A 26,446-nucleotide genomic window follows, 5' to 3' on the forward strand; every position below is an offset into this window, starting at 1 on the left:
TCAAATCTTTTAGCGGGACTAAAATGTTAAGGATACATCAGCATCTTTAGTAAAATCTAAAAAGGTAACAGCCCCGCCTACTTCGATTCCTTCCATAAAATCATCTTTTGTTAAACCCATAACGTCCATCGTTATTTGACAATCAAATCATGCAACTCCCATTTCAATCAGTTAAGAATAGAAGGCACATTTGCGTTCCTACAACCTTCTGCGACATGCTCTTTTCCTTGTCGCAATATTACAGACTTTATAAGCATCAAACAGACCGCCATTTGCCGCAATAATCGCTACTCTTGTACTCATCTGTTCATCATGCTTTTTATTTATTCGGTTTTACCTGTCCACTCCCGCATACCGGGGACAACATTAATAACTTTTTTAAAACCTTGTTTTTTCATGGTGTGGGCCGCCATTTCACTTCTTCTTCCCGAATGGCAGATAATATAAATTTCATCATTTTTGTTTAATTCATTAGAGCGCTTTTCCACTTCACCAAGAGGGATATGCACAACTCCAGGAATATGAGCTTTTTCATACTCCTCTATCTCTCGTACATCTAAAATGTTAAGAGACTCGTCACTATCCACTTTCTGTTTGAAAGCTTCTAATGAAATCTCAGGAATTGAAGATGCATTTTCTGATGAATGCTCTCCTCCTTTTCGAAGAAAATGACGAAGTATTTCTCCCTCTGCTTCAGTACCTAGATATTCATGGCCTGTACTTTTTGCCCATGCTTCCAGATCTGCTGTGGAACCTTTATCTGTTGCTTGAATTTCCAATACTTCACCAGCTTTTAAATCCTTCATTCTCTTCTTCGTTTTTACGATAGGCATTGGACACGCCAAACCTTTAGCGTCTAGTACAATAGTTGCTTTCATCATTTTTTTCCTCCTTTTCTCATATAGGGGTGGGGGTATATAAATATACAAAAAGTTTCTCACTAGAAGTTAATACCATGTATTCATGCCCCTTTTATATTTGTGATCTTTTTAAATACTTGTTTCTTCAATATTTTTACTTGCCTTTAAACTTCTCATTCCGCTTAGCAATGAGTAAATGAGTAGCATTAGATAAATAAGTTGACACTGCCTTCCTCAGCATCTGCCAAATAAGCTGCTACACCAGCATAGTCAATATCATCTAATAGTTCTTTTTCCTGTAAACCAAGAAGATCCATTGTCATCGTACAAGCTACGAGCTTTACCCCCTGTTCTTGAGCCATCTCAATCAACTGAGGCAAAGGAAGTGCATTATGCTTTTTCATCACATTTTTAATCATTTTAGGGCCCATACCTGCAAAGTTCATTTTAGATAAACCCATCTTATCAGCACCACGAGGCATCATCTTTCCAAACATTTTTTCAAGAAATCCTTTTTTCACTGGAATCAGCTCTTCTTTACGTAAAGCGTTTAATCCCCAAAAAGTATGGAAGATCGTCACTTCATGATCGTAGGCAGCTGCACCATTTGCAATAATATAGGCTGCCATTGCCTTATCATAATCCCCGCTAAATAAAACAATTGTTGTGCGTTTTGTTTGTTCTGTCATGTTTATTCTCCTAACCAATTACCCCAGTGGGTATATTAAAGTCAAAATTTTTTCGAAAGATCTGCTTTTATTCAACTCTTTAAATACCATAGGGGGTATAATATAACGCATATAAAAATTCGTCAACCTTAGGTTGATGAATTTTTATCGGCTCTTTACCAATAAGTCGACTGCTTCTTTTACTAAATTTTGTGTGTCTTCGCCTTTTTCTAAACTTTCACGAACACAATGTTCAAGGTTTGTGCTCACAATTAAACCCATCGCTCGATCGATAGCATTACGGGAAGCTGCTAATTGGGTCACAACCTCTCTACAATCTTTTCCTTGTTCCATCATAGTCAATACACCTTTAATTTGTCCTTCTATCCGTCGTAAACGGTTTTTAATCTTTTGATCATACTCCATATATCAATGAAATCCTTTCTTTCATTTATTTTTACATTTACATGCTGCCAGTTCATAACTGTTTACATGGATACCTTTGCGCTTTAGAAAACGCACTCCTAAATTTAATTCCACCCGATCACGAGCTATTATGTGTATTTTATCACGTGGAATCTCTAAATAAAAACGTTTTAGATACGCATATGGGATGTTTAAAATAATATTATCCGAAAAATTGGCTACATCGTTATAATGACGAATATCTAATATTGTGATGTCCATAGCCTCTAATTTATCTTTATGGATACAAGAGATTCCGGTTATAGGATAATACCGTCTATACGATGCAATGATAATCACAAAAATAAGCAGGAATGCAATAACTAAATAATTTATACTACTTACACCACCTTATTAACTCTTTGTTATTCACAAAACTATAATATACCCCCATAGGTATATAGTCAAGTGTGAAAGTTACTTTCTTTGAGCTGATAGATTCATTTCGATATCCGCGGATTGAAAAAATACTTACATTCGATAATGCCAATTCTGCTAAAAGGAACTCGAATAAAGCAATAAGCCGATTTAATTTTAAATCGGCTTTATTTATCAATTACTTAAAATTAGCACAAGACACGCTGCTTGGATATTAAATGGGGTTTCATTAGCATGGTACTGGTTCCCCATGTTTCATGCTGGATGTGACTTTAATTATTATAGAATTCTGCAGAATATCTGTGCTAATCTTCCGCAGCCACTGCATCTGCTTTGGTTTCATGAACTGTACCAAATGGATGGTTAGGAGGAGCATAAATGGAGTAAAGTTTTAATGGCGTATTTCCTGTATTAATTACGTTGTGCCAAGTGCCGGCAGGGACAACAATGGCAGAATCATCATAGACATTTCTTTGAAAGTTCAAATGATCTTTGCTCTTTCCCATTTTGACGATCCCACGCCCCTGCTCAATCCGTAAGAACTGGTCAACGTTAGGATGGATTTCCAAACCAATGTCTTCTCCAATACCAAGACTCATCAAAGTCACTTGAAAATGCTCTCCTGTCCATAAAGCAGTACGGAACGTATGGTTTTGTTTTGTGGCTCTATTGATATTTACAACAAATGGTTTTGGTCCATGATCCTTCAAAAGAAGGTTTCTATCTTCATATGAAGAGCGCAAATCGGCACCTCTGTGTACGTTCTCCATCTCATTTGGAATAGTCCAATAAACAGATCTTCCATCATTATACATCGGCACAGTCACATAATAATAACATTGAGGCGAAAAAGGGTTATAGTACATTTTTTGATCCCCGCAATTATAAATTTTTGTGATAGTATCCTATGCATTTATTAAGGGAGTGTGCTAAATCAAGAAAACTCATATTAAACACAAAAATGAATGTTCGATCACCGTTTGATTCATGGATGAATAATTTATCACCGACCTTGTAATCGTTTTCTAGATGTTGAATTTCACTAGCCTTTGTTAACAAGACATCGAATGACACCTTTATATGATGGATTATCAAAGGTCGACGATCCTAAATGGCTTTTGAACATTTACATAGCACAACAACAGAGTATACGGAATTCTGTTGTTTGTCCCCCTATCCCAGCTCTTTTAGATTTATCTCTTTGGATGCGCCTTGATGGCCAGCTTTTCAGCAGCGTAGAATTTATCGCCTCCTGAATCGTTATAGCATATTTCAACGCCGATAGACTTGCGGTTCCCAGTGCCGTTTGTACCGTCTCCTGTATGTGGGCTCGCTTTTAGTAAACCAGTTTATATTCTTTTTGGGCACACAACAGAAACAATTTTCCATATGAAAATCTCGTAATCTTACACCTCTTTAACTTGAAGGAGGATTTTTGCATATGTATTTTCATACCCGTCAACTACCATCTCATCCAGCATATATTCCTCATATGCATTTTCCCCTATTTGCATTCCATTTCTTTCAATGAACTCAATGATTCTCCGGTACGCCTCTTCAGTATTTCCGCCTATTTCATATCCAACTGCATACAGGCCTTTTGGCCGTACATGATAATTTATGTTCTCTGCCCCATCTTTTACTTTTATATAAAAGTAACTGTAATTGTAGAAGTCTTTTTCTAAGATTTGTTCCCGTGCAAAGATTCCGCCTATCGGATATCCTTCATCTAATTCATATTGCTGAACTTCATGAATGAGTTCTGAAATGGCTGCCACATATTTTCGTTCTGGTAAGTTTAATGTTTTTCGGCTTAACATGAATGTTTCTTCATTTAAATATTCAAAAGAAATTGAAGAAAAATCAGTCTCAAGTGCTTGTTCTGTAAGCGTCACTTTTGTTTGTAAGATCGTTTGCAACTGCTTAAGCTCATTTATTTTTTTATCAATCTCAATAGACTTTTCTTTTAGAACATGCAGGATCTTGTCTGGTGTTTTTCCTTTTATTAGACACTTTATTTCTTTTAATGGAACCCCAAGCTCTTTAAATAGACTGATGACTTGAAAAATCTCAAATTGATGATAGGAATAATATCTATACCCATTTTCTTTTTTTATTTCCGGCGAGAAAAGACCAATCTCATCATAATGAAATAAGGTTTGTTTTTTTACACGGCAGAGCTTCGAAAACTCCCCTGTTGTGAAATACTTCTTAACATCTTCGCTCATAAAAACCTCCTTGACTATACGGTAACCATATACCTTATGATTTGATTGTACTTGAAAAAAGCGTCAAGCGAAAAGGATAGGTAAAAAGGGTTCAATTGAGTAAAAGGGGAATTCAGATGAAAAAATCAATAAATGAGCAAAAAGCGATATTCATTATACTATTAAGCAACATCTTCGTAGCATTTCTTGGTATCGGTTTAATCATTCCAGTTATGCCTTCTTTTATGAAAATCATGCATTTATCCGGCAGCACAATGGGTTATCTTGTTGCGGCTTTTGCCATTTCTCAGTTAATTACTTCACCTTTTGCAGGTAGGTGGGTTGACCGTTTCGGGAGAAAAAAAATGATTATTCTCGGGTTGCTTATATTCAGTTTATCTGAGTTGATTTTCGGATTAGGGACCCATGTTTCAATATTTTATTTCTCGAGGATATTGGGTGGTGTAAGTGCGGCTTTTATCATGCCTGCGGTAACAGCATATGTAGCTGATATTACAACCCTAAAGGAAAGGTCAAAGGCTATGGGGTATGTTTCTGCTGCAATTAGCACCGGCTTTATTATTGGACCTGGTGCGGGAGGATTTATTGCCGGCTTTGGCATCCGCATGCCGTTTTTCTTCGCCTCCGCCATCGCGTTAATAGCAGCTGTCACTTCCGTTTTTATACTAAAAGAGTCATTGTCGATAGAAGAACGCCATCAACTCTCATCTCATACAAAGGAATCAAATTTCATTAAAGACTTGAAGAGATCCATTCATCCTGTTTATTTCATTGCATTTATTATCGTCTTTGTAATGGCTTTTGGTTTATCAGCTTATGAAACGGTATTCAGCTTGTTTTCTGATCATAAATTTGGCTTCACACCAAAAGATATTGCAGCCATTATTACGATTAGTTCCATTGTTGCGGTAGTTATTCAAGTTTTACTATTCGGGAAATTGGTCAACAAACTTGGAGAGAAAAGAATGATTCAGCTGTGCTTAATAACCGGTGCGATCTTGGCTTTCGTGTCTACTGTTATGTCAGGATTTTTAACTGTTTTGCTTGTAACTTGTTTTATTTTTCTGGCGTTCGATTTGCTACGTCCGGCCTTAACCGCTCATTTATCCAATATGGCCGGTAACCAGCAGGGTTTCGTAGCAGGCATGAACTCCACATACACCAGCCTGGGAAATATATTTGGACCTGCTTTAGGCGGTATACTATTTGATCTTAACATTCATTATCCTTTCCTTTTTGCAGGTTTCGTTATGATTGTCGGCCTTGGTCTTACAATGGTTTGGAAAGAAAAAAAGAATGATGCTGCAGCTTTGAATTAATTCAGCCTCTATAAAGTCAAGTCATTTGGATGCAGGGAATGCCTCTGGCTAGGCACAATAAGAAAAGGTACTTAATATGATAGGCTACATGTTGCTTGACGTGAATATAGTTTAAGCTGAGTTTTAGCAATATCAGGATACCGGGATAAGAAAAAAGGAGAATGTAGTATGAGTATAAACATAAAAGGAGTAACTGATGATAATCGTGCTGCAATTCTTGATCTACATGTCAGCCAGAATCAATTATCATATATTGAATCTACAAAAATATGTTTAGAGGATGCAAACGAATGTCACTATTATAAACCTGTCGGGCTTTACTATGAAGGAGATCTAGTCGGTTTTGCAATGTATGGATTGTTTCCCGAGTATGATGAAGATAATAAAAACGGACGAGTCTGGCTTGACCGATTTTTTATTGACGAACGCTATCAGGGAAAAGGATTAGGGAAGAAAATGCTTAAAGCCCTCATTCAGCACCTTGCTGAGCTATATAAATGCAAAAGAATTTATTTAAGTATATTTGAAAATAATATTCATGCTATACGCCTTTATCAAAGGTTTGGTTTTCAATTTAATGGTGAACTCGACTTTAATGGTGAGAAGGTAATGGTAAAAGAGCTATAGATATCCAAGCCTCCTTGTTTGCTGAGAAACGTTTGAACTTCGATAATGATTACCTACTTAAACTGCAAGTTAAAAAAGCCTGGATGAAAATTTCATCTCAGGCTTTAAGCATCTTATTAGTCAAAGTCTCATGTGTTTTATCCAGATGTTATTCTTTTTTCCGGACAATTTCTAAATAATTAATATGCCGGCCAACTGTTTTGTGCACTTTAAAAATATACCCATCGGCTTCTATAACGGACCCAACTGCAGCGTCTATTTGTTGAGTCATAAACCAGCCACCTATTGTATCCACTTCGTCACTTGCTAACGCCGTTCCCAATAAATCATTTACATCTTCAATGAGCACTTTCGAATCTAAGATATAGTGATTATCATTTACTTTTCTAATATTAGGCACTTCATCTTTATCAAATTCATCTCTGATTTCCCCGACAATTTCTTCAAGAATATCTTCAGCAGTGACTAAACCTGAAGTGCCGCCATATTCATCCACAAGAATAGCGATATGTGTTCGCTCTTTTTGCATTTTTACCAATAAATCATGAATTGGAACGGATTCAATAACATGGATAACAGGGTTGATATGATTTTCTAACTTGAAATCCTCTTTTATCTTCTGGTCTGTGTCAATATAAGCTGACAAAAATTCTTTAGCATTGATAAAACCAATGATTGAATCTTTATCTCCATTTAGGACTGGGTACCTTGTATAGCTCTCTGTCTTAATGGCCTTAACAATAGTTTCATAAGAATCCTCACTAGAAATCGCTACGATCTCTCTTCTCGGAATCATAATTTCTTTGGCAATTCTTTCATCAAATTCAAAAATATTATTTACATATTTCAACTCATTTTGATTGATTTCACCGCTCTTATAGCTTTCAGACAGTAAGATGCGCAGTTCTTCTTCAGAATGAGCAAGTTCATGTTCTGATGCAGGTTTCAAACCGAAGAGTCCTACTATAAACCGGGCTGAACCATTTAAAAACCATATAAAAGGGAACAGGATGCGGTAAAACCAAATAATTGGCTTTGCAGTCAAAAGAGTGATGGTTTCCGCTTTTTGGATAGCGAGTGTTTTAGGAGCAAGTTCTCCAACTACAACGTGCAAAAAAGTCGCCATCACAAAAGCAATCACTAAGATCAATACATGTGAGACTGTTTCACTTACATGAAAATGAGCAAATAAGGGGTGCAAAATCACTTCAAAAGTCGATTCTCCAACCCAGCCAATTCCCAACGCTGTAACCGTGATCCCTAATTGACAAGCTGACAAATACTCGTCCAAATGAGTAATGACCTTTTTGGCTGATACGGCACCTTTTTTTCCCTCTAATATGAGTTGGTCAATTTTTGATGACCTGATCTTTACTATCGCAAATTCAGTCGCAACAAAAAATGCTGTTAAGACAATTAAAATAGTAAAGATTATAAGGTTAATGGTTGTCAATGATTTGCCTTACCTAGTAAGGCGTACACCTCCGATGTAAATATTTATTTTTATAACCCATTTTTTCTGAATAAACAAAAAACAGTATATATAACATTATAAGTTCAAAAGAACCTAAAATCAACTCTGAATAATGTAAATAATCATCTTTTTCCGTATGGAGAGTGGTTCCCATAGTATTCAACTAGCGATTGGTGACGTTTTAAGACTTAAAATAGAAAGCAAAATAAAAACACACCTGAATTTTCTGGTGTGTTTCAATAATATCCAACCGTCTTGATTTATTTAATGTCTTTATTAAGGTTTTCTTTTAAAATTTGAATCAATTCCGCCTGTTGCTTTATATTTTTGCGGCCATTTCTATTAATTGCAGCAAGTTCACAGACAATTCCAGCTGAAATGAAAAACAATAAACCTTCAAACATTTTAAATCCCCCACCGTCTAAGTGATAGTCAAATGTGTTTTTTCTTTTTGCAATACCTGCTTATAATCTTCCTTACGCTGATATATGTTATTTAAAATGAGTCCAATAATGACAAACAGTGTTCCTACTATATCAAAAGCAGTTATGTTATATCCTTTGATCACCATGATTAACAATGTAGTAATGGGGACAAAGTTAATAAATAAAATCCCATTAATGGATGATAGGATTTTAATGCCATAGTTCCAACTAAGGAGGGCTATGATACCTGGTAAAGTAATCATAAATAAAAAATCATACTTAATTGCTGCAATCACTTTAATACTCGGTACCGACACGTAACCTTGCGCGGTAAGTATAGCTGTCATGATTCCTGTTATAGCTGTGCCGAATAAACATGTCAAAGTTGAATAACGAAGTGTGGACCACTCTCGGAATATCTGTCCCCCCATTGTGTAGACAACCCACCCTAAAACACCAATGAATATAAAGAGTATCGAGAATAGATGATCCCCTAATGAAAAAAAGAAACTTATATTACCTTTGGTTATGACCATCGAAGCCCCCAAAAAGGCAATCAATATACTGATCATTGTGTATTTTTTAGGTTTCACATGTTTATATCCCCATAGAATAACAATTGAAAGCATCGGCATGAGTGCCTCGGCAATGGACGCTGTCATAATTCCAGACTTCCCCATCAACCTTTGACCTAAAAAAATAAGAACATTGTATACAGTAAACGCCATCACTCCAAATAAAATGATCCATTTTGCTTTACCCTCTAAATGAAATGATTTTTTTCCTTCTCTCACTAATAATAAAATCACTAACATAATTGTTACCACACCGTAGCGAATAAATGAAAAATAAAACGGATCAATAAATTCTAATGCATGATCTGCAACTGGAAACATCGCGCCCCAAGACATACTTGCCACTAAACATGTAAGGGCACCAATGAATAATTGACTTTTTTTCATTGAATTCCCCTCCTTTTCTTAAAAATTACAATGAGAATTATAAAGAGAAGTAAGCATCAAGTAAAATGAACAAAAGTGATGAAAAACATCATTGATAATGATACTTTAATGAAGGGGGGATCTTCATGGAACTGCGAGACTTACAAATTTTCAAATGCGTAGCCCATCACAAGAGTATTACCGGTGCTGCAAAAGAGTTAAATTATGTACAATCTAATGTAACTGCGCGGATTAAGCAATTAGAGAATGAACTCAAAACACCTCTTTTCAATCGCCATAAAAAAGGGGTTTCACTAAGCCCAGAGGGCCGAAAAATGATTGAATACGTTAACAAAATTTTGAAAGATGTTGAAGAACTGGAGCAAGTCTTTCTAGATACTGATATACCGTCTGGAATATTAAGAATCGGTACAGTGGAAACAGTGAGGATACTGCCGACCATCATAGCTTCCTATTATAAAAAGTATCCTAATGTGGATTTATCATTGCAGGCTGGTCTAACAGAGGAACTTATTAAAAAGGTCATGAATCACGAATTAGACGGAGCTTTTATTTCAGGCCCTTTGAAACATTCTATTCTGGAACAGTATGATGTTTATACTGAAAAACTTACTCTAGTAACCAGTAACAAAACGTTTAATATAGAGGATTTTTCAACGACTCCGATTCTTGTTTTTAATCAGGGGTGCGGGTATCGGTCTAGGCTTGAACAATGGCTCAAAGATGAAGGTGTGCTCCCAAACAGAATGATGGAATTTAACATCCTGGAGACAATCTTAAATAGTGTTGCACTTGGACTCGGTATAACAGTGGTACCGGAATCTGCTGTTATGCATCTAGCTGCACAAGGTAAGGTTTATTGTCACCCATTACCCGAGAAAGACAGCTGTATCTCAACAATCTTTATACGCCATAAAGATGCGTACCTGACAAATTCAATGCGCAGCCTCCTTAAGACCATTGTTGAACATAAAAATATGAGTATGTCTTAAAGTGCTTTTTCTCTTTCTATGTTAAAAAAGAGAAAGCGCATCTCCACTTCGCTACCCTTATTCACGCAAAAAATAGAGCAGTAAACATGTGAGTTACTGCTCTGCTTCGTTTATTCACCGTTCATTTGTTTTACAATGTATTCAGCATCATTTCCTACACCTTGAAGCAACGCTGAACCTCGCTTATGCTGCCAAGGCAACCCTATAAAGTACAATCCTTCTACAGGTGAAACACCTCTATGATGTATGATTCGACCTTCTTTATCCAAAACACCTTTTATATTTATCCAACATAAGGGATTCCTGAAACCAGTAGCCCAAATAATATTGTTTACTTCTAATGTAGATGAATCTTTAAAAATGATTTCATTTTGCTTTGCGGCAATGACTCTTTTTTTTAAGATGATCTCCTTCTGTTTTATTGCATGTTTTAATTCATGCCCAAATACTGGATCACCTTTCTTTTGAATGAATTTGCCTACTACTGATGTATGACTTGCATGTAAAACTCCTAATTTATCAAACCACCAAAAGATGCTTCTTTTTCCGATCATTAAAGGGAAATAAACTAGTTTATTACTACAGGCTAAATATGTAACTCTTTCTTTGGATAATTCAACAGCTATTTGAGCACCACTATTCCCACCACCAACTACTAGTACATTTCCATATGCCAATTGTTTTGAATTCTTATATTGTGATGAGTGTAGTTGATTAATATTATCGGATAAATCCTTTGATATTGATGGAATATTAGGAGTATGAAAAGGCCCTGTAGCAATGACAAGATTCTTCGTTTGATATTCTTCCCGATTTGTTTTTATTAAGAAATAATTCTTTATTTTTAGGACACTTATTACTTCTGTCCGTAATTGGATTGGAATTTCAAATTTTTTAACATACTTCTTTAGATAAGCAACAATTTCATTTTTTGAAGGAAATCCATGTTTTTCTCCTTCAAGATGCATTCCAGGCAAAGAGCTATACATTCGAGAAGTAAATAAAACTAATGAGTCATACCGATCTTTCCAGCTCTCCCCCACCTCATGACTTTTATCCAAAATAATAAACTTTTGATCGGACTGCTTAAGATAATATCCTATCGAGATCCCTGCTTGACCAGCCCCGATTACTATAGTGTCGTACACATTATCACCCCGCCAATTTCAAATTGTCAGTAGACAGAATCTGCAAAATGCTAGTTGATCTCCTCACTATAAAGTTAGATAAAAAATTTAATGGTGATGGTGGTCACGTGGCTTCTCAATTTTGGCCTGACAAAGGATCGCATTATCGTGATTATTCGCTTCGGTTTCCATTTGAATGGTTACGTGCGTAATGCCTTTATGCTCAAGTTCATGTTCAATTTTGCGTAAAATATTTTCACTTTCTGAAATGGTCAGTTGATCGTCAACAACTGCGTGGCAAGAAAGAGCATTCAATCCGCTTGTGATAGACCATATGTGTAAATCATGAATGTTTTGAATTCCCTCTGTCCCTTCAATTGTACGAATGATATCAGAGACATCGATATTTTCTGGAGTTCCTTCCATTAAGATGTGAATGGAATCTTTAGTCACATTGTAACCGCTTCTTAGAACAAGAATAGCCACAATGATACTAGCCAATGGATCTGCCCAGCCCCATCCAAAGAAGATGATAAGTATGGCAGCTAAAATGGCACCTACAGAGCCGAGCATATCGCTTATTACATGTAAATAAGCTCCTCTTATATTCAGATTATTCTTTGTATCTCCGCCACTCATCATAATCCAAGCGACCAATAGATTCACAACTAACCCGATGATACTAATTGTAAGCATTCCAGTTGTTGCTACTTTTGGTGGATTAGAGAAGCGTTCGATTGCTTCATAAATGATATAAAGAGAAATAAGAATTAAGGCAGCACCGTTTATCACAGCTGCAAGAATCTCAAATCGTTTATAGCCGAATGTCTTATTGTGATTTGCCTTTTTTTCAGCTAATGTAAAAGCAATCAGGGCAACCATTAATGAAATTGAATCACTCAGCATATGGCCTGCATCAGATAAAAGCGCCAGACTATTTGTTAAAAATCCTCCTATAGCTTCTATTATCATATAACCTGTAATCATGATAAAAGAGATCAATAAAACCTTTTTATTTGCTCCTTCATTATGATTGTGACTATGATTGTGACCCATAAAAAACTCCTCCTTACCTAAAGTTTATTGATACATATGTATTTATTATTTCAAATCTGTTATGAAGCATTCTAACATAATGCAAACAATATTTATATATGAGCATGTGTTCATATATAAATATATCTGCTCTTTACTGAAATGTCAAAATATTTTTTATAGAAATCCACAATACCTCCTTAATTATTCTTTTATAAACATAAAAAAGCGGAGCAAACACATGGTTTGCTCCGCTACCCTAGTTTCTCTATCCTTTTCTTCAATCAAGCATTTGAGGGTAGTATTCAACTACAATTTACCTGTTAAAAATTGGGCCTCACCAAGTCCAAAACTCCAGTCAGCATTATCATTTTCAACAATAGATACAATTAAATCAGTTGATGCGATACCACACTCAGATTCCAGTCTTTCAGCTAACAGCCTGTAAAATTTTTGTTTCTTCTCTTCCGGTCGGGATTTACTTGTAACTGAAAGAACAACAAGATTTTTAGTTCGGTTAAATCCTAACCCAGTATCCTCAATAATCATATGATTTTCTGGATGTTCATGAACAATTTGATAACGGTCTTGTTGAGGCACATCAAAAGCCTCTACTACAACATTGTGAGCGACATCTAAAAGTTTTTTCAAACTTGATTGATCTCGCCCTTCTATTAAGTCAAAACGAAGTAATGGCATAAAATCCCCTCCTTCTACTACAACAGTCTTTTTAATTTCATTCGTTAATGTGTCAGCTATTTCCAAGCAGCTGCTACATTTAGAATAAAGTAATTTCCCAATAACCCCTTCATTCTGGTGTTAGTCAAGCCTATGTTATGATGTGTATTTCCATAGGCAATATACAGAATCAACTTCGAGTAAATTAACCATTTTTTGAAATAGCCTTATCACTTACTTTAGAAATCATTTATTCTTCTAAGCTTTAGTTTACATGAAGCTCTGCTATCATATATAATTCAAAATTAAGATGGAAGACATCTCAAAATCAGATATTAACTATGGAGGACTAGATGAATATTCAGTTGTTACAGGTTTTTCTCACTACTGCTCGTGAAGGCAGTATTTCCAAGGCTGCTCAGACTTTAAATTATGCACAATCGAACGTAACGAATAAGATACAACAACTAGAAAACGATTTACAGACAAAATTATTCTATCGCCATAGTCGAGGAATCACACTTACTCCCCCAGGGCAAATTCTTGTTTCTTACTCAGAGAAAATTCTACATACTATTGAAGAAGCTAGAGCAGCCATGGGCGAATCATCCGCGCCTTCTGGGCCACTGCGTATAGGATCAATGGAAACAACAGCTGCAGTTTGGCTTCCTCAACTCCTTGCACATTATAATAACCTCTATCCAAATGTTGATTTGAACCTAGTAACCGGCCCTACGGAACAACAAATACAAGCAGTTTTACATTATGAGTTAAACGGCGCTTTTATTTCAGGGCCTATTGAACACCCTGATTTAGTTCAAGAAAAGGTATTGGATGAAGAGATGGTTCTTGTTACAAGCGCTTCACACCCTGTGATTTCTTCCATTCAGGATGTTCAAACACAAACAATGCTTGTATTCCGTAAAGGATGCTCTTACAGAGCAAAGCTCAATCATATCCTCCAAGAAGAAGGTTTATTACCTATAAAATTAATGGAATTTGGCATACTTGAAGCGATCATTGGCTGTGTAAGCGCCGGCTTGGGGATTTCACTGCTGCCTCGTTCAATCATTGCTTCGCATGAAAAAGAAGGCCGCATTCGCAGCCACACTATCTCTGACAAATATTCTTTCGTATCAACCATGTTTATAAGGCGGAAAGACACTTTAATTACCCCTGCTTTATCTGCTTTTTTAACGCATATGAGGGATCATTTTCAGGTAAAGAGGCCAGATCAATAATAAATGGATGGAAGGCAGGCTTCGCCTCAAAATACCTCTGATCAGTTGTCTGATATAAAAATATAGGCGCATCTCATTGTTTGTATAGAGCAAAAAAGCAAACTTCGGTATGTAGTTTGCTTTTTCTTCGTGATTTTGCACTCTGAATTGTGAAACCTAGTCGATATTAGAATGTAGATTTTCCTCATTCAAAGAATTTTGAACGAAGATCATTGCCCTAGACACTTGGTTGCGTCTTGAAGTTAAAGGCTGACTATTTCCTAAAGAGTCAATCGCTCTCACAACTATTAAATATTCACCTACAGATTTCGGGTGCCGACGGAAAGAGAATTTCTGCCACTCAACACTCTTACGACCTTTAACTTGAGCTTCTTTCCAACTCTCTCCTCCATCAGTGGATACTTCAACTGTTACAATTGGATGTTCTGCCCATGTCCAACCGAAAATATCAATCTCTTCAAGTTCAACCAATTGTCCATCTACTACTTCTCGGTCAACGTAATATTTGGCAGTGAAAGCACTGTTGCTTCGGGAATCTGAAACAGTCAAATGAGTCAGCCATTTTTTAGAATTAGTTCCATAATAGCCGGAAACAACAAGCCGAACAGGACCACCCCTCTCTACAGTTAACGGCTCATTGTTAATTTCCAAAGCTATTAATACGTTTGGGTTTAACACCTTTGCTAGGGAGAGGTCTTTCTCGTACTCCGAATAGTATTCGTGGGTGAAACTCCTTGATCAATTACCGGATGTTCTTCCTACCTTACGAAGAGGCGAAACAAGAGGAAGGATGATTGTAAATTTGGTTGAACACATTTAATAAGCAATGCAACCGGCGAACAAGCACTTTGTCCTTCCTGCAGATCTGAGTGATATTGCTGTTGATTGATCAACTTGTTTTTGTTCGGAATATACTCAGTATATAGCCGCATATTCCCCCTGCAATAGCTGGAATGAGCCACCCCAGCCCTATGTTATACATAGGAAGAATCTGATTGAAAATATGATTCACAACTTCAATTTTTATTCCCGCCTCCTTCAAACCGTCAAATAAGCTGATGATGAATGCGAATAATAAACTGCCTTGATACACTTCTGTCTTCCCTTTAAATACAGAATGCAAAAACGTTAAAAATATTAAGGAAATCGCGATAGGATACATCGTCAGTAAGACAGGCATTGACACCTTAATGAGCTGGGTTAATCCTATATTTGCGACAAGTGTACTAAACACTGATAAAACGACAGCAATTTTTTTATAAGAAATGTTCGGAAATAATTCATGAAAAAAAGAAGAACACGCTGTGATCAGTCCGACACTTGTCGTCAGACACGCCACTGTAATCATTAAGCCCAATAAGATTGAACCATAAGATCCAAAATAATAGGATGAAACCTTAGCCAAGACCTCTGCTCCATTTTCTAAAATCCCCAGTTCTTCAACGCTGGAAGCCCCCATATAGGAAAGGGCTGTATACATAACTGCTAAGAGTACAGCTGCAATCGCGGCTGCTTTTGCACAAACACCCATCAGCTGTTTTTTGGTAGAAGCTCCTTGTTCTTTCAATGCATTCACGATGATAATTCCAAAAACAAATGCTACAAGGGCATCCAGAGTGAGGTATCCTTCCTGAAATCCTTTAAAAAACGCTTGTGATGTGTACCCTTTTGATGGTGCTTGAATGGTTCCAATTGGGCGAATAAGAGCTACCACTACAAGCAATCCGATAAATGTCAGCTTAATTGGCGTCAAAAATTTCCCAACTATATCAATGATTTTTGAAGGATTGAGTGATAACAAGCATGCCAATGCGAAAAATAATATTGTAAATAAGATTAATGAGACAGGGCGTGCATCATTTGATAAAAAAGGTTTTACCCCAATTTCAAACGATACGTTTCCTGATCTTGGAATAGCGAAAAAAGGCCCGATTGCCAAATAGAGAATCGTCGTAAATACAATGCCAAACACCGGGTGAACACGGCTGGCTAACGACTGTAAGTTTTGTTTACCCGAAAAAACAAATGCTGTTATAGCCAGTAATGGCAATCCAACTCCGGTCACTAAGAAACCTGCATTAGCGATCCATACATTTTTTCCAGCCATTTGACCAAGCATAGGCGGAAAAATGAGATTTCCTGCTCCAAAAAACAATGCAAATAGCATTAATCCTATAATGATGATATAGGAAGCAGACACTTTTTTTGACATTATATATCCTCCGATTAAAGTAGACACTTCTTGAATAGCCAGGAAACATTACAGATGCTATTTGCACTGGCGCAGTGTTTATTCCAAAATAAGTTTGTGTCAGTTTTATATATTTTTATCAAGTTCAACAAAAGCATGATCATTTTGATCGTTTCCGATATCGGTTAAAAAACCAATTGCACCAAAACCATATAAACAACGGTTCCCCCCGCTATGGAAAGAAGCATATTTTTCTTCCACAAGTGAAGCAGTACAACTACAGCTGTCCCAACCAATTCAGGAATGCCATGACTTCCAGAAAGCAGACTCACATCTTTTAAACAATAAATAACCAAAAGCCCGATTACCGCTGATGGCAGCACTTTACCAAGATACTGTACATATTTCGGTGTCGGTTTGCCAGACGGGAAAATCATGAATGGAAGGAACCGTGTCAGCATTGTTCCAAGCACGACCATTGCAATGGTGATCATTTGCTGCGTCATAGTCATCGTCATACGGAAACCTCAGCTTTCTCCAATGGTTTTCTCAGAACAGTCAGTACCCCTAAAATGGCGAGCATAGCAGGAATAATAAATTGGTTTCCGCCAAAAAGGATAAGACTGGCTACTGAAAGTACAAGTCCTGTGAGAGCACTGTAATGCTTTTTCTCTTTCATCCATTGTTCTATGAATATCACAATAAACAGAGCAGTCATCACAAAATCAAGCCCTTCGGTATTAAACTTCACGTACGACCCAAAAATACCTCCTATCGCTGCCCCCGCGACCCAATATAATTGATTAAGCAGTGTCACAAAAAACATAAACCAGCCCTTGTCAACATTCGCTGGAACATTAGCGGTATAATTGATAGAAAATGATTCATCGCACATTCCGAAAATCAGATAAAGCTTTTTCTTTCCAGTCCCCCTGTACTTATCCAACATGGAAATTCCATAAAACAAATGCCGGGCATTGACCATTAACGTCAAAAAAAGAGCATTCATAGGGTTGAACGCACCAAGTAAAAAATTCGCTGCAACAAACTCCATTGAGCCCGCAAATATCATAAAACTCATGATGATTGGATAGATTGCGCTAAATCCCAAAGAATGCATAAAGATTCCATAAGCTATCCCCAAAAACAAAAACCCCGCAAAAATCGGAATTGTATATGGGAATGCAGAACGAAATGCAGCCCATATTTGACTTCTCTTATTCATATGAGTGTTTATAGCAGGAGAGCTTAAATGTAACGATTCTTTATTTTTATTCAAATCAACAACCTCCTACATTTCATCAATTGGCACACTGACAGTTCTTTTTTCTGTACTCATGACTATGCTTGTGTCAACTCCACTAATAGCAGGGTTCTGCATTAATGAATCAATGATAAAATTCCGATAACTCTCCATGTCCTTCGCCACAATCTTAAGCATATAGTCATGGCTTCCTGTAAGTGTGTAGCATTCTTGAACCTGTGGGAATTTGTTTATATCCTCTAAAAATGAATGAATTGTCTCCCTATTTAAGGGTGATAAGTTGATGAGAGCTAGTGCTGTGACTTCGATTCCAAGTTTTTTCTCATCAACAATAGTCGTAAACTTTTTAATTATACCTGCTTCTACTAGGTTCTTTGTTCTTGCAAGGCAAGCTGATGGTGAAAGCCCAATTTTCTTAGATAAATTCAGATTTGATATTGAAGCATCTTCCTGCAATTCTCTTAAGATGGCCTTATCAGTTTCGTCAAGCATAATACCCATTTCACAACCCCCAATACCCTTAACAGAATTATATTTCATCCAATTTAAATAATAACGAATTTTCATTCGATAATCAAATATTTTTTTAAATTTAATTCCTTTTAAAATATTATTAACAGAATAAAATTATCCTCATGATTAACTCATAATGAAATTAACTTACATCAGAAAGAAGTCATGGGAGAGTTATGTACTTGTGTGACTTGATACCAACATCATAAGAAACTTATCAGAAGCCAAAAAGTTATTGCGGTCTCACCGAAATTTTAATTTGTGGTGCCCTATTGCCTTTTTCTACGAACGAAAATTGTTAAAATTCACAAAACAGAAAGTCTACTCTATTATTATTTTAAACTCGTCCTCTAATTCCTCTTGAGCCTCTAGTAAAACTTCTAATACATCATCAGCGTATGAACCTAAAAACTTTTTACTAAACTCAAAATTTATCAAGACTAAAGTGAGCGGCAAATCCACCCACCCTGTTAGGCAATCCCATAAAGCGTCTAAATTTCTCCCATAGTAGTTTGGGAAGTCTAATTTATCTTTTAAAACATCATGTAAAACTTCTATATTTTCAAAGTCTCTTCCATCTATTATTATTTTTCTCATTAGAAACAATGCCCTCCATTATTTTATCTTAACAAACGTTTACTATGTAACAGCTGTTTGTCCAAATGAGGCTGAAAACAAATAAAAAACACCGATAGGGGGAAACTATTGGTGTTTGCAAGACATTTTCATGCCCGGTAGGCATAAATAATGCTAAACTTTGTTTTTGAAAAGCTATCATATCAAATTTTTATGTTACAGCTTTACTATCGTTTAATCTAATTGAGGAGTAAAACGAGTATGTTTGAAAATCACATATCCCCAAAAAATTAAAAACTAAGCGGCAATTCTTCGAGTGCTCTCATCAGAAAATTCCCTTTCCATTTCATTTGTTCCTTTTCGCCTTTTAACTGTATATTTGGACAGCGGCGTAATAAGGTGGACATCGCAATCTTTGCTTCTAAGCGGGCTAGCTGTGCACCAAGGCAAAAATGATTGCCATGGCCAAAAGCAATATGGCGGTTGTTCTTTCTTTCAATATCAAATATGTCGGCATTTGGAAATATCTTCTCATCACGGTTTGCTGATGCTAAAGAAATGATGATCACATCTTTCCTTTTAATCTCCTGCCCATGCAGTATAAACGGTTCAGCCGTCCAGCGAATTGTCGTTAGTTCAACAGGGCTGTGAAACCGCAATGCTTCTTCTATGGCTGAATTCATCAAGTCCGGCTGCTGGCGGAGCTTTTCTAATTGATCTTGGTGACACATCAGAGCATATGTCAAATTGGTGATTAAGTTTACGGTTGTTTCATGACCTGCAACGATAAGCAGCATAATCATCGAGTACAATTCTTCTGTACTTAATTGTGTGCCTTCACTTTCCGCTTGAATTAATGCACTGATTAAATCTCCTGCAGGTTCTCTCCTTTTTTTGCGAACTAAGGATTCCAGATATTCAACAAATTCCCCTAACAAATGGTCATTCTCCTGAAGTCTTTCAGGGGCATCTGAAAAATCAATAATTGCTTGCGACCACACTCTGAATTTTTGACGATCTTCCAAGGGAATGCCGAGCATTTCACTTATCACGATAATCGGCAAAGGAAACGCAAAATCGTCTACTAGGTTCATGAGTTTGTTGGGCTGTACTTTATCCAATAAAGAATCTGCTATATGTTGGATTTTGTTTTCCAACTGCAAAATCATCCGATGCGTAAATGCTTTTTGAACAAGAGTTCGCAAGCGGTTGTGATCCGGGGGATCTGAATTAAGCATATGTTTTGTTAAAGACTCTTCATTCTTCAATAGAGCAGGACGTTTTTCTTTTGCGGTAAATACATTTTCATAGTTTTTCTTTAATTTTTCATTCTTTAATAAATGTATTGCATCATCATATCTCGATATGAGCCAGCCTTTCCCCAGAGATCCTAAAGATAATGGGTAGAGAGGCTGTGATTTTCGCAATTCTTTATAAAATTCATACGCTTCATCTTTAAATGCTCTCGAAGACAATTGACTTTCCGTCAAAATGGTTACACTCTTTTTTTCTTTTGAAGACATTCATTCGACCTCCATCTTTGAAAGGTTATGATAATCTTTAAATATAAAATCAGGACGATTTGTAAAATGATCCATTGAGATCAGTATTCATGATAAGGGCCAAAATGCCGTCCCCGCATTTTGAAATAAAAGATATGAGACAGTCATTAATCATTTTGCTGCCTAAACTCTTTCCCTGATAAAATGGCGAAACTCCTAATACTTCTATGCCGGCTCTTTTAAGGAATTGTAAGATTTTTTAGCCTCATTAGTCACCGTCAACATGTTCAATACTGAAAATCCCCCCATTTTGATTAATGTTATCCCCCCTGCTGCTATATAATCGATCAAGTTTAATGTCGGGTTTATCACGATGTTTTAATAGAGCGGCAACAACCATTTCACCATTCTGAATGCCAACAAAAAAGAAATGCTTTTTAAAATATGCTCTTGTCAGTACTTTATGCATTTCAAAAATAAATGAATGATCTTTTTTTCGCGTTTTACGAGTAAATCCATAAAAGGATATTGATTGAAAGATTGATGGAATAGCTTTGCCACTTTGCTTACTTCATCTGCTCTTGCTTGTCGATAAAGAAACATTGATGCACCTCCTCTGAGCAGTAAAGCAGGAAATCGAATTAAAGCGCCCTTCCTATTGGAAAGGCGCCTGCCGTTTTACTGTGCCAAAATGTTTTTCATCAGTGAGTTTTTATAAAATCATTTATTAATTGATCAGTTGTCAATATTGTGGCAAATTCATCATGCAATGTAGCTAGAGATATATTATGAATAGTCGCCGCATCATAATATGTATCATTTTGGTCTCTCATTCCGAAGGCTGCTGTTGCATCTGAAATCAGGTATGTATCAAACCCTAAATTACCACTCATTCTTGTGGTGGTTGATACACAGTGAGGCGTGGTTAAACCAGTTATGACTACAGTGGTTATTTCATTTAATTTTAAGAATTCTTCTAAATTCGTACCAATAAAGCTGCTATTTACTGTCTTGGTTATAATGACTTCTTCATCCATAGGCTTAACTATTTCCTTTATCGCAAACCCTTCATTCTTTGGATGGAATAAAGAATGAGGTTTATCAGAAGTGTGTTGTATGTATATGACTGTCCATCCTTTTTCTCTCCATAATTTTAGTATTTTACTAATGTTTTCTTCCGCCTTTACGTTATTCCGTTCCCCCCATTTTTTATCATCGAAGGCTTTTTGTACATCCACAATGATTAAAGCTTTCTTTTCTTCCACAAGATACCCTCCTACGTAGAATTTCTATTTATTACTACATTCTAAATACAAATTTTACTTTTGTACAATTGTTTAATGATGAATTTCAAATGAGCGCCTTCTTTATTGGAAAATGCGTTCTATACTGCAACTGTGCCCAAGCCGTTAACCTTCAAATCTAATCTGAGAATCACTGGCTCTACAGAGAATAATAAAAAACACTCTAATAACGAGTGCTGAAATGAAAAACTATTGATTTAGAAGCCATTTGATACGCTCAGCTGAAATGATGTAGTGGAGTATTATAAGACATAAAAAGACAATACTAACTGGTTTTAAATAACTAAAATAAAGCGCTGCAACAGCCATTGCAAAGATCAATAATTCAATAACTAACCTTGTTACTCCGTTTACAGCTATTACAGTTTGTCCGCTTCGACTAGGATCATGAGGTACTGCAAATACAGACCAGACAATCATAACTGCAATAGGTAAAACCAAAGTTAAAACATATTTAAAATAACCATTAAAGCTTATCCAAGCATACACCCCTAAGGAGATTAGTGCAGCAATTTCAAGGGTGAATCTTAAAAGTAAATTAGTCTGATTCAGTTTTTCCAACTCCTCTATAAAAAACACCCCCGCAGGAGATGCTCTTTCTCTGCTTTATTTCAGCGTATAAAAACTTTTCTGTTCTTCCTCTTTAGATTCTATTGTAGTTTTCGGCGAGATTACCTCTACTTTTGAAGAGATGATACCGACTGCTGCTGTTACCAATGCTCCGATAATAGAACGATGATAAGTATAATGAAATATGACAACTTTTCCCCTCCTATTCAGTTAATTATCCAAATAATCAGGAAGTTGTCTACAATTTGCAGAATTTGTCGAACGAAGTAAAGATTATACCTGGGAGGCTTTACTCATTGTATGAATTACAGTAAATAAATTGCCTTCCCTTTTGAGAAGACGTTCCAACTCAGCTAGACTCTTCCAATAGGCTTCCTTTTGGCGCAGCTGCTTTTATTCAAAAATTGAGCAACACCTGAATGTTTCATTGGAATTTCTGAACCATCGATCGCTGCTGAATTTGTTGCAAATGCATACGTAGGAGTAGTCGAATGGTGGTTGAAAAATGAAATGCCTTCCCCACCTCGAGTGATGGCAGAAAAAGCGGGGGTTTTGTTAGAGAGGAATCTATAGACATGTGTATCTAGAAGATTTGACAGCATTAAAAATTATACTTACATTGTTGGGAACAGGCCAACAATAAAGCGGAAGAACGTTGTCATTTGAAGTGGTTTGGAATAAAAATGATTCGAATATGTTCTTATCATTGGTAAACGAACAAAAAAAGAACATGTTTTGAAAAAAGATAGATCAAAACATCTTCTTATATGTTGTCATAGCGTAACTTTTTTATAAAAAGGTTGATTACATTTTCGGGGCTTCCAAACCAAATTTTGCCCATTCTTCTTTTGCTGGACCATAAATACCTGGAACAGTTAACCCTGCTTGTCTCATAAGAACAGTCATTTGTCCCCGATGGTGATTTTGATGTTGAATTAAAAACATCAAAAGTGAACCGTTAGGCAATTGTTGTCCGATAAAGTTGATACGTTCTTGAAGTGTATGGTCAGTCCATTGGGTTTTTAATGCCTGTACAAATGCATTACTGGCTTGATGATAGCTGTCAGCTATAAACTGAGCCGAAGTTGGAACAGGATAATCTTCAGCTGGGGCATGGAACGTTAAGTCTGTGTTTGAGGTAATGATGCGAATGGCAGCAACAGTATGCCAAGCAATACGGCCTAGAGTCCAATTTTGTGAAGTTATTTCTTGTTTAAGTGATTCATCAGTCAGACTATTTAATAGTTTCTGTGTAGCATCTGCTTCGAACTCCCAAGATTTCAAAAAATGGTCTAAGGTTTGGAACACAAAAATCCTCCTTTACATTCTATTATTTTTTTAATGTGCCTATAGGTTAATTATAATGCCTCGTTTCGTTAAAAAGAACAAAAATTTTGGACAAGAATAATCATAGTAAAATGCGTAGACATTCTTAAACATAACGATTTACGCATCTTTTTACAAACATGGTGACTCCTTGGTCTCCATTGTCAGCGAGAATCAAATATCATATGAAAACAATCCTATATTCTTATTACTTTACTGAGCAATAAATACCTTCCGTATACTTAGTGATGCCTTCATCGTAATCAGGATACTTATATGCAAGACTTTCTGATACAGCTTTTGAATACTTTCTAAATAATGCATAGCAAGTAAATAAAGACTTCCACATTTCCTGATACCCATTCACAGAATATGTAGACATGAGTTCCTCCCATTCTTTATTTGAAAGGTACCGTTTCATAAATTTATAGTTCTTCCCCATACTAAATGAATACCCTTTCTGAGATGCGATATGCCAGGCCATCATTCTCAATAAATTAGGACGTACAATTTCATTTAAATGGTCAATGGCAAAAAGGATTTCATTTCTTGCTAATCCTTTTACTACGTAAGTCGAAACCATCCAGAACTCATTACAGCAATCATCAAATTCCCTTGCAGTAGGCTTTTTCATCCAGTATTGGTGATCATTTGGGGTCACTTTATAGTTGATGAACGAATCCTTATCAAGCAATACCTTAACCAAACCATCGTTATTAGCAAAATAGTCTTCTGCTTCACGAATTGGAATAAGGGTTAGATCTAATTTGTTGCCATCCTCAAAAAGAATAATGTATGAAAACCAATTACCTAATTCGGGAGGAAAAAGCTCCATATCTTCTGGTTTTTGCATCATAATGCGCTTCCCAAAGATTTCGAGCCACTGATCATTTTCTTTAAAAGAATCTACATCAGTTACAAAATACGAGATGTCATAATCTTGGAAGTTGTCAGGAGGGATATTTCTGTTTGTACGCGACCCTTCCAAAGTGACCAATCGGATTCTCTCATCGTTCAAAGCAAAGTCCAAGAAAATGTCCATCATTTCCTGCTCACTTCGCATTACATGTTCCTCCGTTTCAACCTTAATATCTAACTGTAAAACCGAATATTGATCTGTACGTCTTATAGATTTTTTTACTCTTGAATGTGATGTATTCTTCTAAGCTTTATTTTACATGATGTTCTCCTATATATCATTCAATATTAAGATGCAAGACATCTCAAAATCAGATATCAACTATGAAGGACTACATGAATATTCAGTTTTTTGTAGAGCCGCCATGAGACGACACTATCTTTGACACACTTTAATCCTCCCTGTTTTATCGTCATGTTAACTGGTATGAGAGATTGACAAAAAGAAGGAAAACGATATATTTAAGCGAATACGAGTTTTTGAGTAAATTTTAAAATGACACTTTTTTCAAAAATCATGTCTTAACGGGGGGATTCGGTATGAATGAATTTATGAAAAAGTTTTCTTTAACAAAACCGATTATTCAAGCTCCAATGGCTGGCGGTATTACAAAGCCCCGACTTGCATCTGCAGTTTCGAATCAAGGTGCTCTTGGCAGCTTAGCATCGGGGTATCTTACGCCAGACCTCCTAGAACAACAAATAAAAGAAATGTTTGAGCTGACAGACGCTCCTTTTCAAATTAATGTGTTTGTTCCGCTAGGTCTAGAGATGCCACCAAAAGATCAGATTAAAAAGTGGAAAGAAAACATACCGTTAGCTAATCAAGTAAATCAATTCACATCTGTACAAGAAGAGTGGGATGACTTCTATCAAAAAATTGATCTAATTTTAAAATACAAGGTTAAGGCTTGCTCATTCACTTTTGATCTGCCGCCGAAAGACGCAGTCAAGGAGCTAAAAACCGCTGGATGCTGTTTAATAGGAACCGCTTCAACAGTAGAAGAAGCATTGTTAATGGAAGAACGGGGAATGGATATAGTAGTCCTTCAAGGAAGTGAAGCCGGTGGACATCGCGGAGCATTCTTACCTTCCAAAGGTGAATCTGCCGTAGGTTTAATGGCTCTGATTCCACAAGCAGCAGATGCACTGAGCGTACCTGTCATAGCTGCTGGGGGAATGATAGACCACAGAGGAGTAAAAGCAGCTTTAACCCTTGGAGCCCAAGGCGTTCAAATCGGTTCTGCCTTTTTAATTTGTCACGAGAGTAACGCACATCCAGTACATAAACAGAAAATACTAGAAGCAAACGAAGCAGATACAAAGCTTACGACATTATTTTCAGGTAAAGAGGCCAGAGGAATCGTAAATAAATGGATGGAAGAAAATGAACAGTTTGAGACACAAACCCTTCCGTACCCTTATCAAAATACACTAACGAAGGCAATGAGACAGAAGGCTTCACTTCAAAATAACCATGATCAGATGTCTTTATGGGCAGGTCAAGGGATACGGTCATTGACAAAGGAAATTTCGGTTAAGCAGCTTTTAAATCAGCTTTGCCAAGAGGATATAAAAATATAGGCGCACCTCATTGATAGAGCAAAAAGCAAACTTCGACAGGCAGTTTGCTTTTTTTTCGTAATTTCATCCCCTGACTCTGGAAATCTCAATACTCCTACATTTTCAAAGCTAATTGATTCGGGTTATCAATCATCCCATTGATACGATGCGATCTTAATGATTTCACCACAACCACAATACATCACCAACATTTCGATCTTATCTCCTCTTCTCAAGTTT

General features: G+C 36.5%; 29 protein-coding genes and 5 pseudogenes. 6 read left to right on the forward strand and 28 right to left on the reverse strand.

Annotated elements, in window-relative coordinates:
- Positions 1–18: 18 nt before the first annotated feature.
- From NSQ16_RS13335 to bltR, 9 genes and pseudogenes are all read right to left on the reverse strand, one after another.
- Positions 19–303 (reverse strand): annotated as a pseudogene (locus NSQ16_RS13335) (DsrE/DsrF/DrsH-like family protein).
- Positions 304–323: 20 nt separating this feature from the next.
- Entirely contained in the window at positions 324–881 is a 558-nt protein-coding gene (locus NSQ16_RS13340; protein ID WP_041520477.1) for a sulfurtransferase TusA family protein, read from the reverse strand.
- A 185-nt stretch (positions 882–1,066) separates the two neighbouring features.
- Entirely contained in the window at positions 1,067–1,549 is a 483-nt protein-coding gene (locus NSQ16_RS13345) for a DsrE/DsrF/DrsH-like family protein (protein WP_015251635.1), read from the reverse strand.
- A gap of 144 nt (positions 1,550–1,693) precedes the next feature.
- Entirely contained in the window at positions 1,694–1,954 is a 261-nt protein-coding gene (locus NSQ16_RS13350; RefSeq protein WP_003237170.1) for a metal-sensitive transcriptional regulator, read from the reverse strand.
- Positions 1,955–1,975: 21 nt separating this feature from the next.
- Positions 1,976–2,293, reverse strand: coding sequence for a sulfurtransferase (locus NSQ16_RS13355; protein WP_080529585.1), 318 nt, complete (start codon positions 2,291–2,293; stop codon positions 1,976–1,978).
- A 383-nt stretch (positions 2,294–2,676) separates the two neighbouring features.
- Entirely contained in the window at positions 2,677–3,237 is a 561-nt protein-coding gene (locus NSQ16_RS13360; protein WP_230488267.1) for a cupin domain-containing protein, read from the reverse strand.
- Between the two features lie 225 nt (positions 3,238–3,462).
- Positions 3,463–3,605 (reverse strand): annotated as a pseudogene (locus NSQ16_RS13365) (hypothetical protein).
- A pseudogene (locus tag NSQ16_RS13370) lies at positions 3,583–3,714 on the reverse strand (hypothetical protein); the annotation flags it as partial. The pseudogenes NSQ16_RS13365 and NSQ16_RS13370, both read right to left, overlap by 23 nt.
- Positions 3,715–3,777: 63 nt before the next feature.
- Positions 3,778–4,599 (reverse strand): multidrug efflux transcriptional regulator BltR, encoded by an 822-nt coding sequence (gene bltR, locus NSQ16_RS13375; RefSeq protein WP_014480349.1) that lies wholly within the window; start codon positions 4,597–4,599, stop codon positions 3,778–3,780.
- Positions 4,600–4,715: 116 nt separating this feature from the next.
- On the opposite strand from bltR, the gene blt reads away from it, so the two are divergent.
- Together blt and bltD are read left to right on the forward strand one after the other, a co-directional pair.
- The gene (blt, locus tag NSQ16_RS13380) at positions 4,716–5,918 is read left to right on the forward strand and encodes a multidrug efflux MFS transporter Blt (RefSeq protein WP_217024297.1); all 1,203 of its coding nucleotides are present in this window, start codon (positions 4,716–4,718) and stop codon (positions 5,916–5,918) included.
- A 168-nt stretch (positions 5,919–6,086) separates the two neighbouring features.
- Positions 6,087–6,545, forward strand: coding sequence for a spermine/spermidine acetyltransferase (gene bltD, locus NSQ16_RS13385; RefSeq protein WP_101172363.1), 459 nt, complete (start codon positions 6,087–6,089; stop codon positions 6,543–6,545).
- 148 nt (positions 6,546–6,693) lie between these two features.
- On the opposite strand, the gene NSQ16_RS13390 is transcribed toward bltD, so the two are convergent.
- From NSQ16_RS13390 to NSQ16_RS13400, 3 genes are all read right to left on the reverse strand, one after another.
- Complete coding sequence (locus NSQ16_RS13390; RefSeq protein ID WP_230488268.1) at positions 6,694–7,998, reverse strand: hemolysin family protein; 1,305 nt, start codon at positions 7,996–7,998, stop codon at positions 6,694–6,696.
- A 281-nt stretch (positions 7,999–8,279) separates the two neighbouring features.
- On the reverse strand, positions 8,280–8,423 hold the full coding sequence (locus tag NSQ16_RS13395) for a YrzO family protein (RefSeq protein WP_014477437.1): 144 nt from the start codon (positions 8,421–8,423) through the stop codon (positions 8,280–8,282).
- A 17-nt stretch (positions 8,424–8,440) separates the two neighbouring features.
- Positions 8,441–9,406: a DMT family transporter gene (locus NSQ16_RS13400; protein ID WP_230488269.1), complete on the reverse strand. Its 966-nt coding sequence runs from the start codon at positions 9,404–9,406 to the stop codon at positions 8,441–8,443.
- Positions 9,407–9,531: 125 nt separating this feature from the next.
- Here NSQ16_RS13400 and czcR point away from each other — a divergent pair, with 125 nt between their 5' ends.
- A complete protein-coding gene (czcR, locus tag NSQ16_RS13405; RefSeq protein ID WP_230488270.1) occupies positions 9,532–10,398 on the forward strand; it encodes a LysR family transcriptional regulator CzcR in 867 nt (288 codons plus the stop codon).
- A 110-nt stretch (positions 10,399–10,508) separates the two neighbouring features.
- Here czcR and NSQ16_RS13410 read toward each other — a convergent pair whose 3' ends face one another.
- The 3 genes from NSQ16_RS13410 to NSQ16_RS13420 form a co-directional block, all read right to left on the reverse strand.
- Positions 10,509–11,546 carry an NAD(P)/FAD-dependent oxidoreductase gene (locus NSQ16_RS13410; RefSeq protein WP_174223065.1) on the reverse strand — a complete coding sequence of 346 codons (1,038 nt, stop codon included), beginning with the start codon at positions 11,544–11,546 and terminating at the stop codon, positions 10,509–10,511.
- Between the two features lie 87 nt (positions 11,547–11,633).
- Complete coding sequence (gene czcD, locus NSQ16_RS13415) at positions 11,634–12,581, reverse strand: CDF family zinc transporter CzcD (RefSeq protein ID WP_187001812.1); 948 nt, start codon at positions 12,579–12,581, stop codon at positions 11,634–11,636.
- A 288-nt stretch (positions 12,582–12,869) separates the two neighbouring features.
- Positions 12,870–13,259: a tautomerase family protein gene (locus NSQ16_RS13420; protein WP_004398711.1), complete on the reverse strand. Its 390-nt coding sequence runs from the start codon at positions 13,257–13,259 to the stop codon at positions 12,870–12,872.
- A gap of 332 nt (positions 13,260–13,591) precedes the next feature.
- Here NSQ16_RS13420 and gltR point away from each other — a divergent pair, with 332 nt between their 5' ends.
- On the forward strand, positions 13,592–14,479 hold the full coding sequence (gltR, locus tag NSQ16_RS13425) for a glutamate biosynthesis transcriptional regulator GltR (protein ID WP_230488271.1): 888 nt from the start codon (positions 13,592–13,594) through the stop codon (positions 14,477–14,479).
- 156 nt (positions 14,480–14,635) lie between these two features.
- Here gltR and NSQ16_RS13430 read toward each other — a convergent pair whose 3' ends face one another.
- The 11 genes and pseudogenes from NSQ16_RS13430 to NSQ16_RS13480 form a co-directional block, all read right to left on the reverse strand.
- On the reverse strand, positions 14,636–14,896 hold the full coding sequence (locus NSQ16_RS13430; RefSeq protein ID WP_230488345.1) for a hypothetical protein: 261 nt from the start codon (positions 14,894–14,896) through the stop codon (positions 14,636–14,638).
- A gap of 114 nt (positions 14,897–15,010) precedes the next feature.
- Positions 15,011–15,178 (reverse strand): annotated as a pseudogene (locus NSQ16_RS13435) (molybdopterin-dependent oxidoreductase); the annotation flags it as partial.
- A 190-nt stretch (positions 15,179–15,368) separates the two neighbouring features.
- Positions 15,369–16,691 (reverse strand): branched-chain amino acid transport system II carrier protein, encoded by a 1,323-nt coding sequence (gene brnQ, locus NSQ16_RS13440; RefSeq protein ID WP_339232223.1) that lies wholly within the window; start codon positions 16,689–16,691, stop codon positions 15,369–15,371.
- A gap of 164 nt (positions 16,692–16,855) precedes the next feature.
- Entirely contained in the window at positions 16,856–17,188 is a 333-nt protein-coding gene (gene azlD, locus NSQ16_RS13445) for a branched-chain amino acid transporter AzlD (protein WP_230488272.1), read from the reverse strand.
- Positions 17,185–17,949, reverse strand: coding sequence for an azaleucine resistance protein AzlC (gene azlC / locus NSQ16_RS13450; RefSeq protein ID WP_230488273.1), 765 nt, complete (start codon positions 17,947–17,949; stop codon positions 17,185–17,187). Before azlC ends, azlD begins: the two co-directional genes overlap by 4 nt.
- A gap of 12 nt (positions 17,950–17,961) precedes the next feature.
- On the reverse strand, positions 17,962–18,435 hold the full coding sequence (azlB, locus tag NSQ16_RS13455; RefSeq protein ID WP_015251617.1) for an azlBCD operon transcriptional regulator AzlB: 474 nt from the start codon (positions 18,433–18,435) through the stop codon (positions 17,962–17,964).
- A gap of 333 nt (positions 18,436–18,768) precedes the next feature.
- Complete coding sequence (locus tag NSQ16_RS13460; protein ID WP_046381211.1) at positions 18,769–19,044, reverse strand: barstar family protein; 276 nt, start codon at positions 19,042–19,044, stop codon at positions 18,769–18,771.
- Positions 19,045–19,313: 269 nt separating this feature from the next.
- Positions 19,314–20,546 (reverse strand): cytochrome P450, encoded by a 1,233-nt coding sequence (locus NSQ16_RS13465; protein ID WP_230488274.1) that lies wholly within the window; start codon positions 20,544–20,546, stop codon positions 19,314–19,316.
- Positions 20,547–20,978: 432 nt separating this feature from the next.
- A complete protein-coding gene (locus NSQ16_RS13470) occupies positions 20,979–21,128 on the reverse strand; it encodes a hypothetical protein (RefSeq protein ID WP_003229864.1) in 150 nt (49 codons plus the stop codon).
- Between the two features lie 98 nt (positions 21,129–21,226).
- Positions 21,227–21,790 (reverse strand): cysteine hydrolase family protein, encoded by a 564-nt coding sequence (locus tag NSQ16_RS13475; RefSeq protein ID WP_015251614.1) that lies wholly within the window; start codon positions 21,788–21,790, stop codon positions 21,227–21,229.
- A 228-nt stretch (positions 21,791–22,018) separates the two neighbouring features.
- Complete coding sequence (locus NSQ16_RS13480; protein WP_010886579.1) at positions 22,019–22,390, reverse strand: YrdB family protein; 372 nt, start codon at positions 22,388–22,390, stop codon at positions 22,019–22,021.
- Positions 22,391–22,855: 465 nt separating this feature from the next.
- Here NSQ16_RS13480 and NSQ16_RS13485 point away from each other — a divergent pair.
- A pseudogene (locus NSQ16_RS13485) lies at positions 22,856–22,972 on the forward strand (TetR-like C-terminal domain-containing protein); the annotation flags it as partial.
- A gap of 231 nt (positions 22,973–23,203) precedes the next feature.
- Here the strand turns inward: NSQ16_RS13485 and NSQ16_RS13490 are convergent.
- Together NSQ16_RS13490 and aadK are read right to left on the reverse strand one after the other, a co-directional pair.
- Positions 23,204–23,707, reverse strand: coding sequence for a DinB family protein (locus NSQ16_RS13490; protein WP_015251612.1), 504 nt, complete (start codon positions 23,705–23,707; stop codon positions 23,204–23,206).
- 226 nt (positions 23,708–23,933) lie between these two features.
- Positions 23,934–24,788: an aminoglycoside 6-adenylyltransferase AadK gene (gene aadK, locus NSQ16_RS13495; protein ID WP_015714371.1), complete on the reverse strand. Its 855-nt coding sequence runs from the start codon at positions 24,786–24,788 to the stop codon at positions 23,934–23,936.
- Between the two features lie 395 nt (positions 24,789–25,183).
- Here aadK and NSQ16_RS13500 point away from each other — a divergent pair, with 395 nt between their 5' ends.
- Complete coding sequence (locus NSQ16_RS13500; protein WP_230488276.1) at positions 25,184–26,227, forward strand: nitronate monooxygenase; 1,044 nt, start codon at positions 25,184–25,186, stop codon at positions 26,225–26,227.
- The last annotated feature ends 219 nt before the right edge of the window (positions 26,228–26,446 follow it).

The organism is Bacillus sp. PS108, assembly GCF_037963335.1.
In the GTDB taxonomy this organism is placed as follows: domain Bacteria; phylum Bacillota; class Bacilli; order Bacillales; family Bacillaceae; genus Bacillus; species Bacillus subtilis.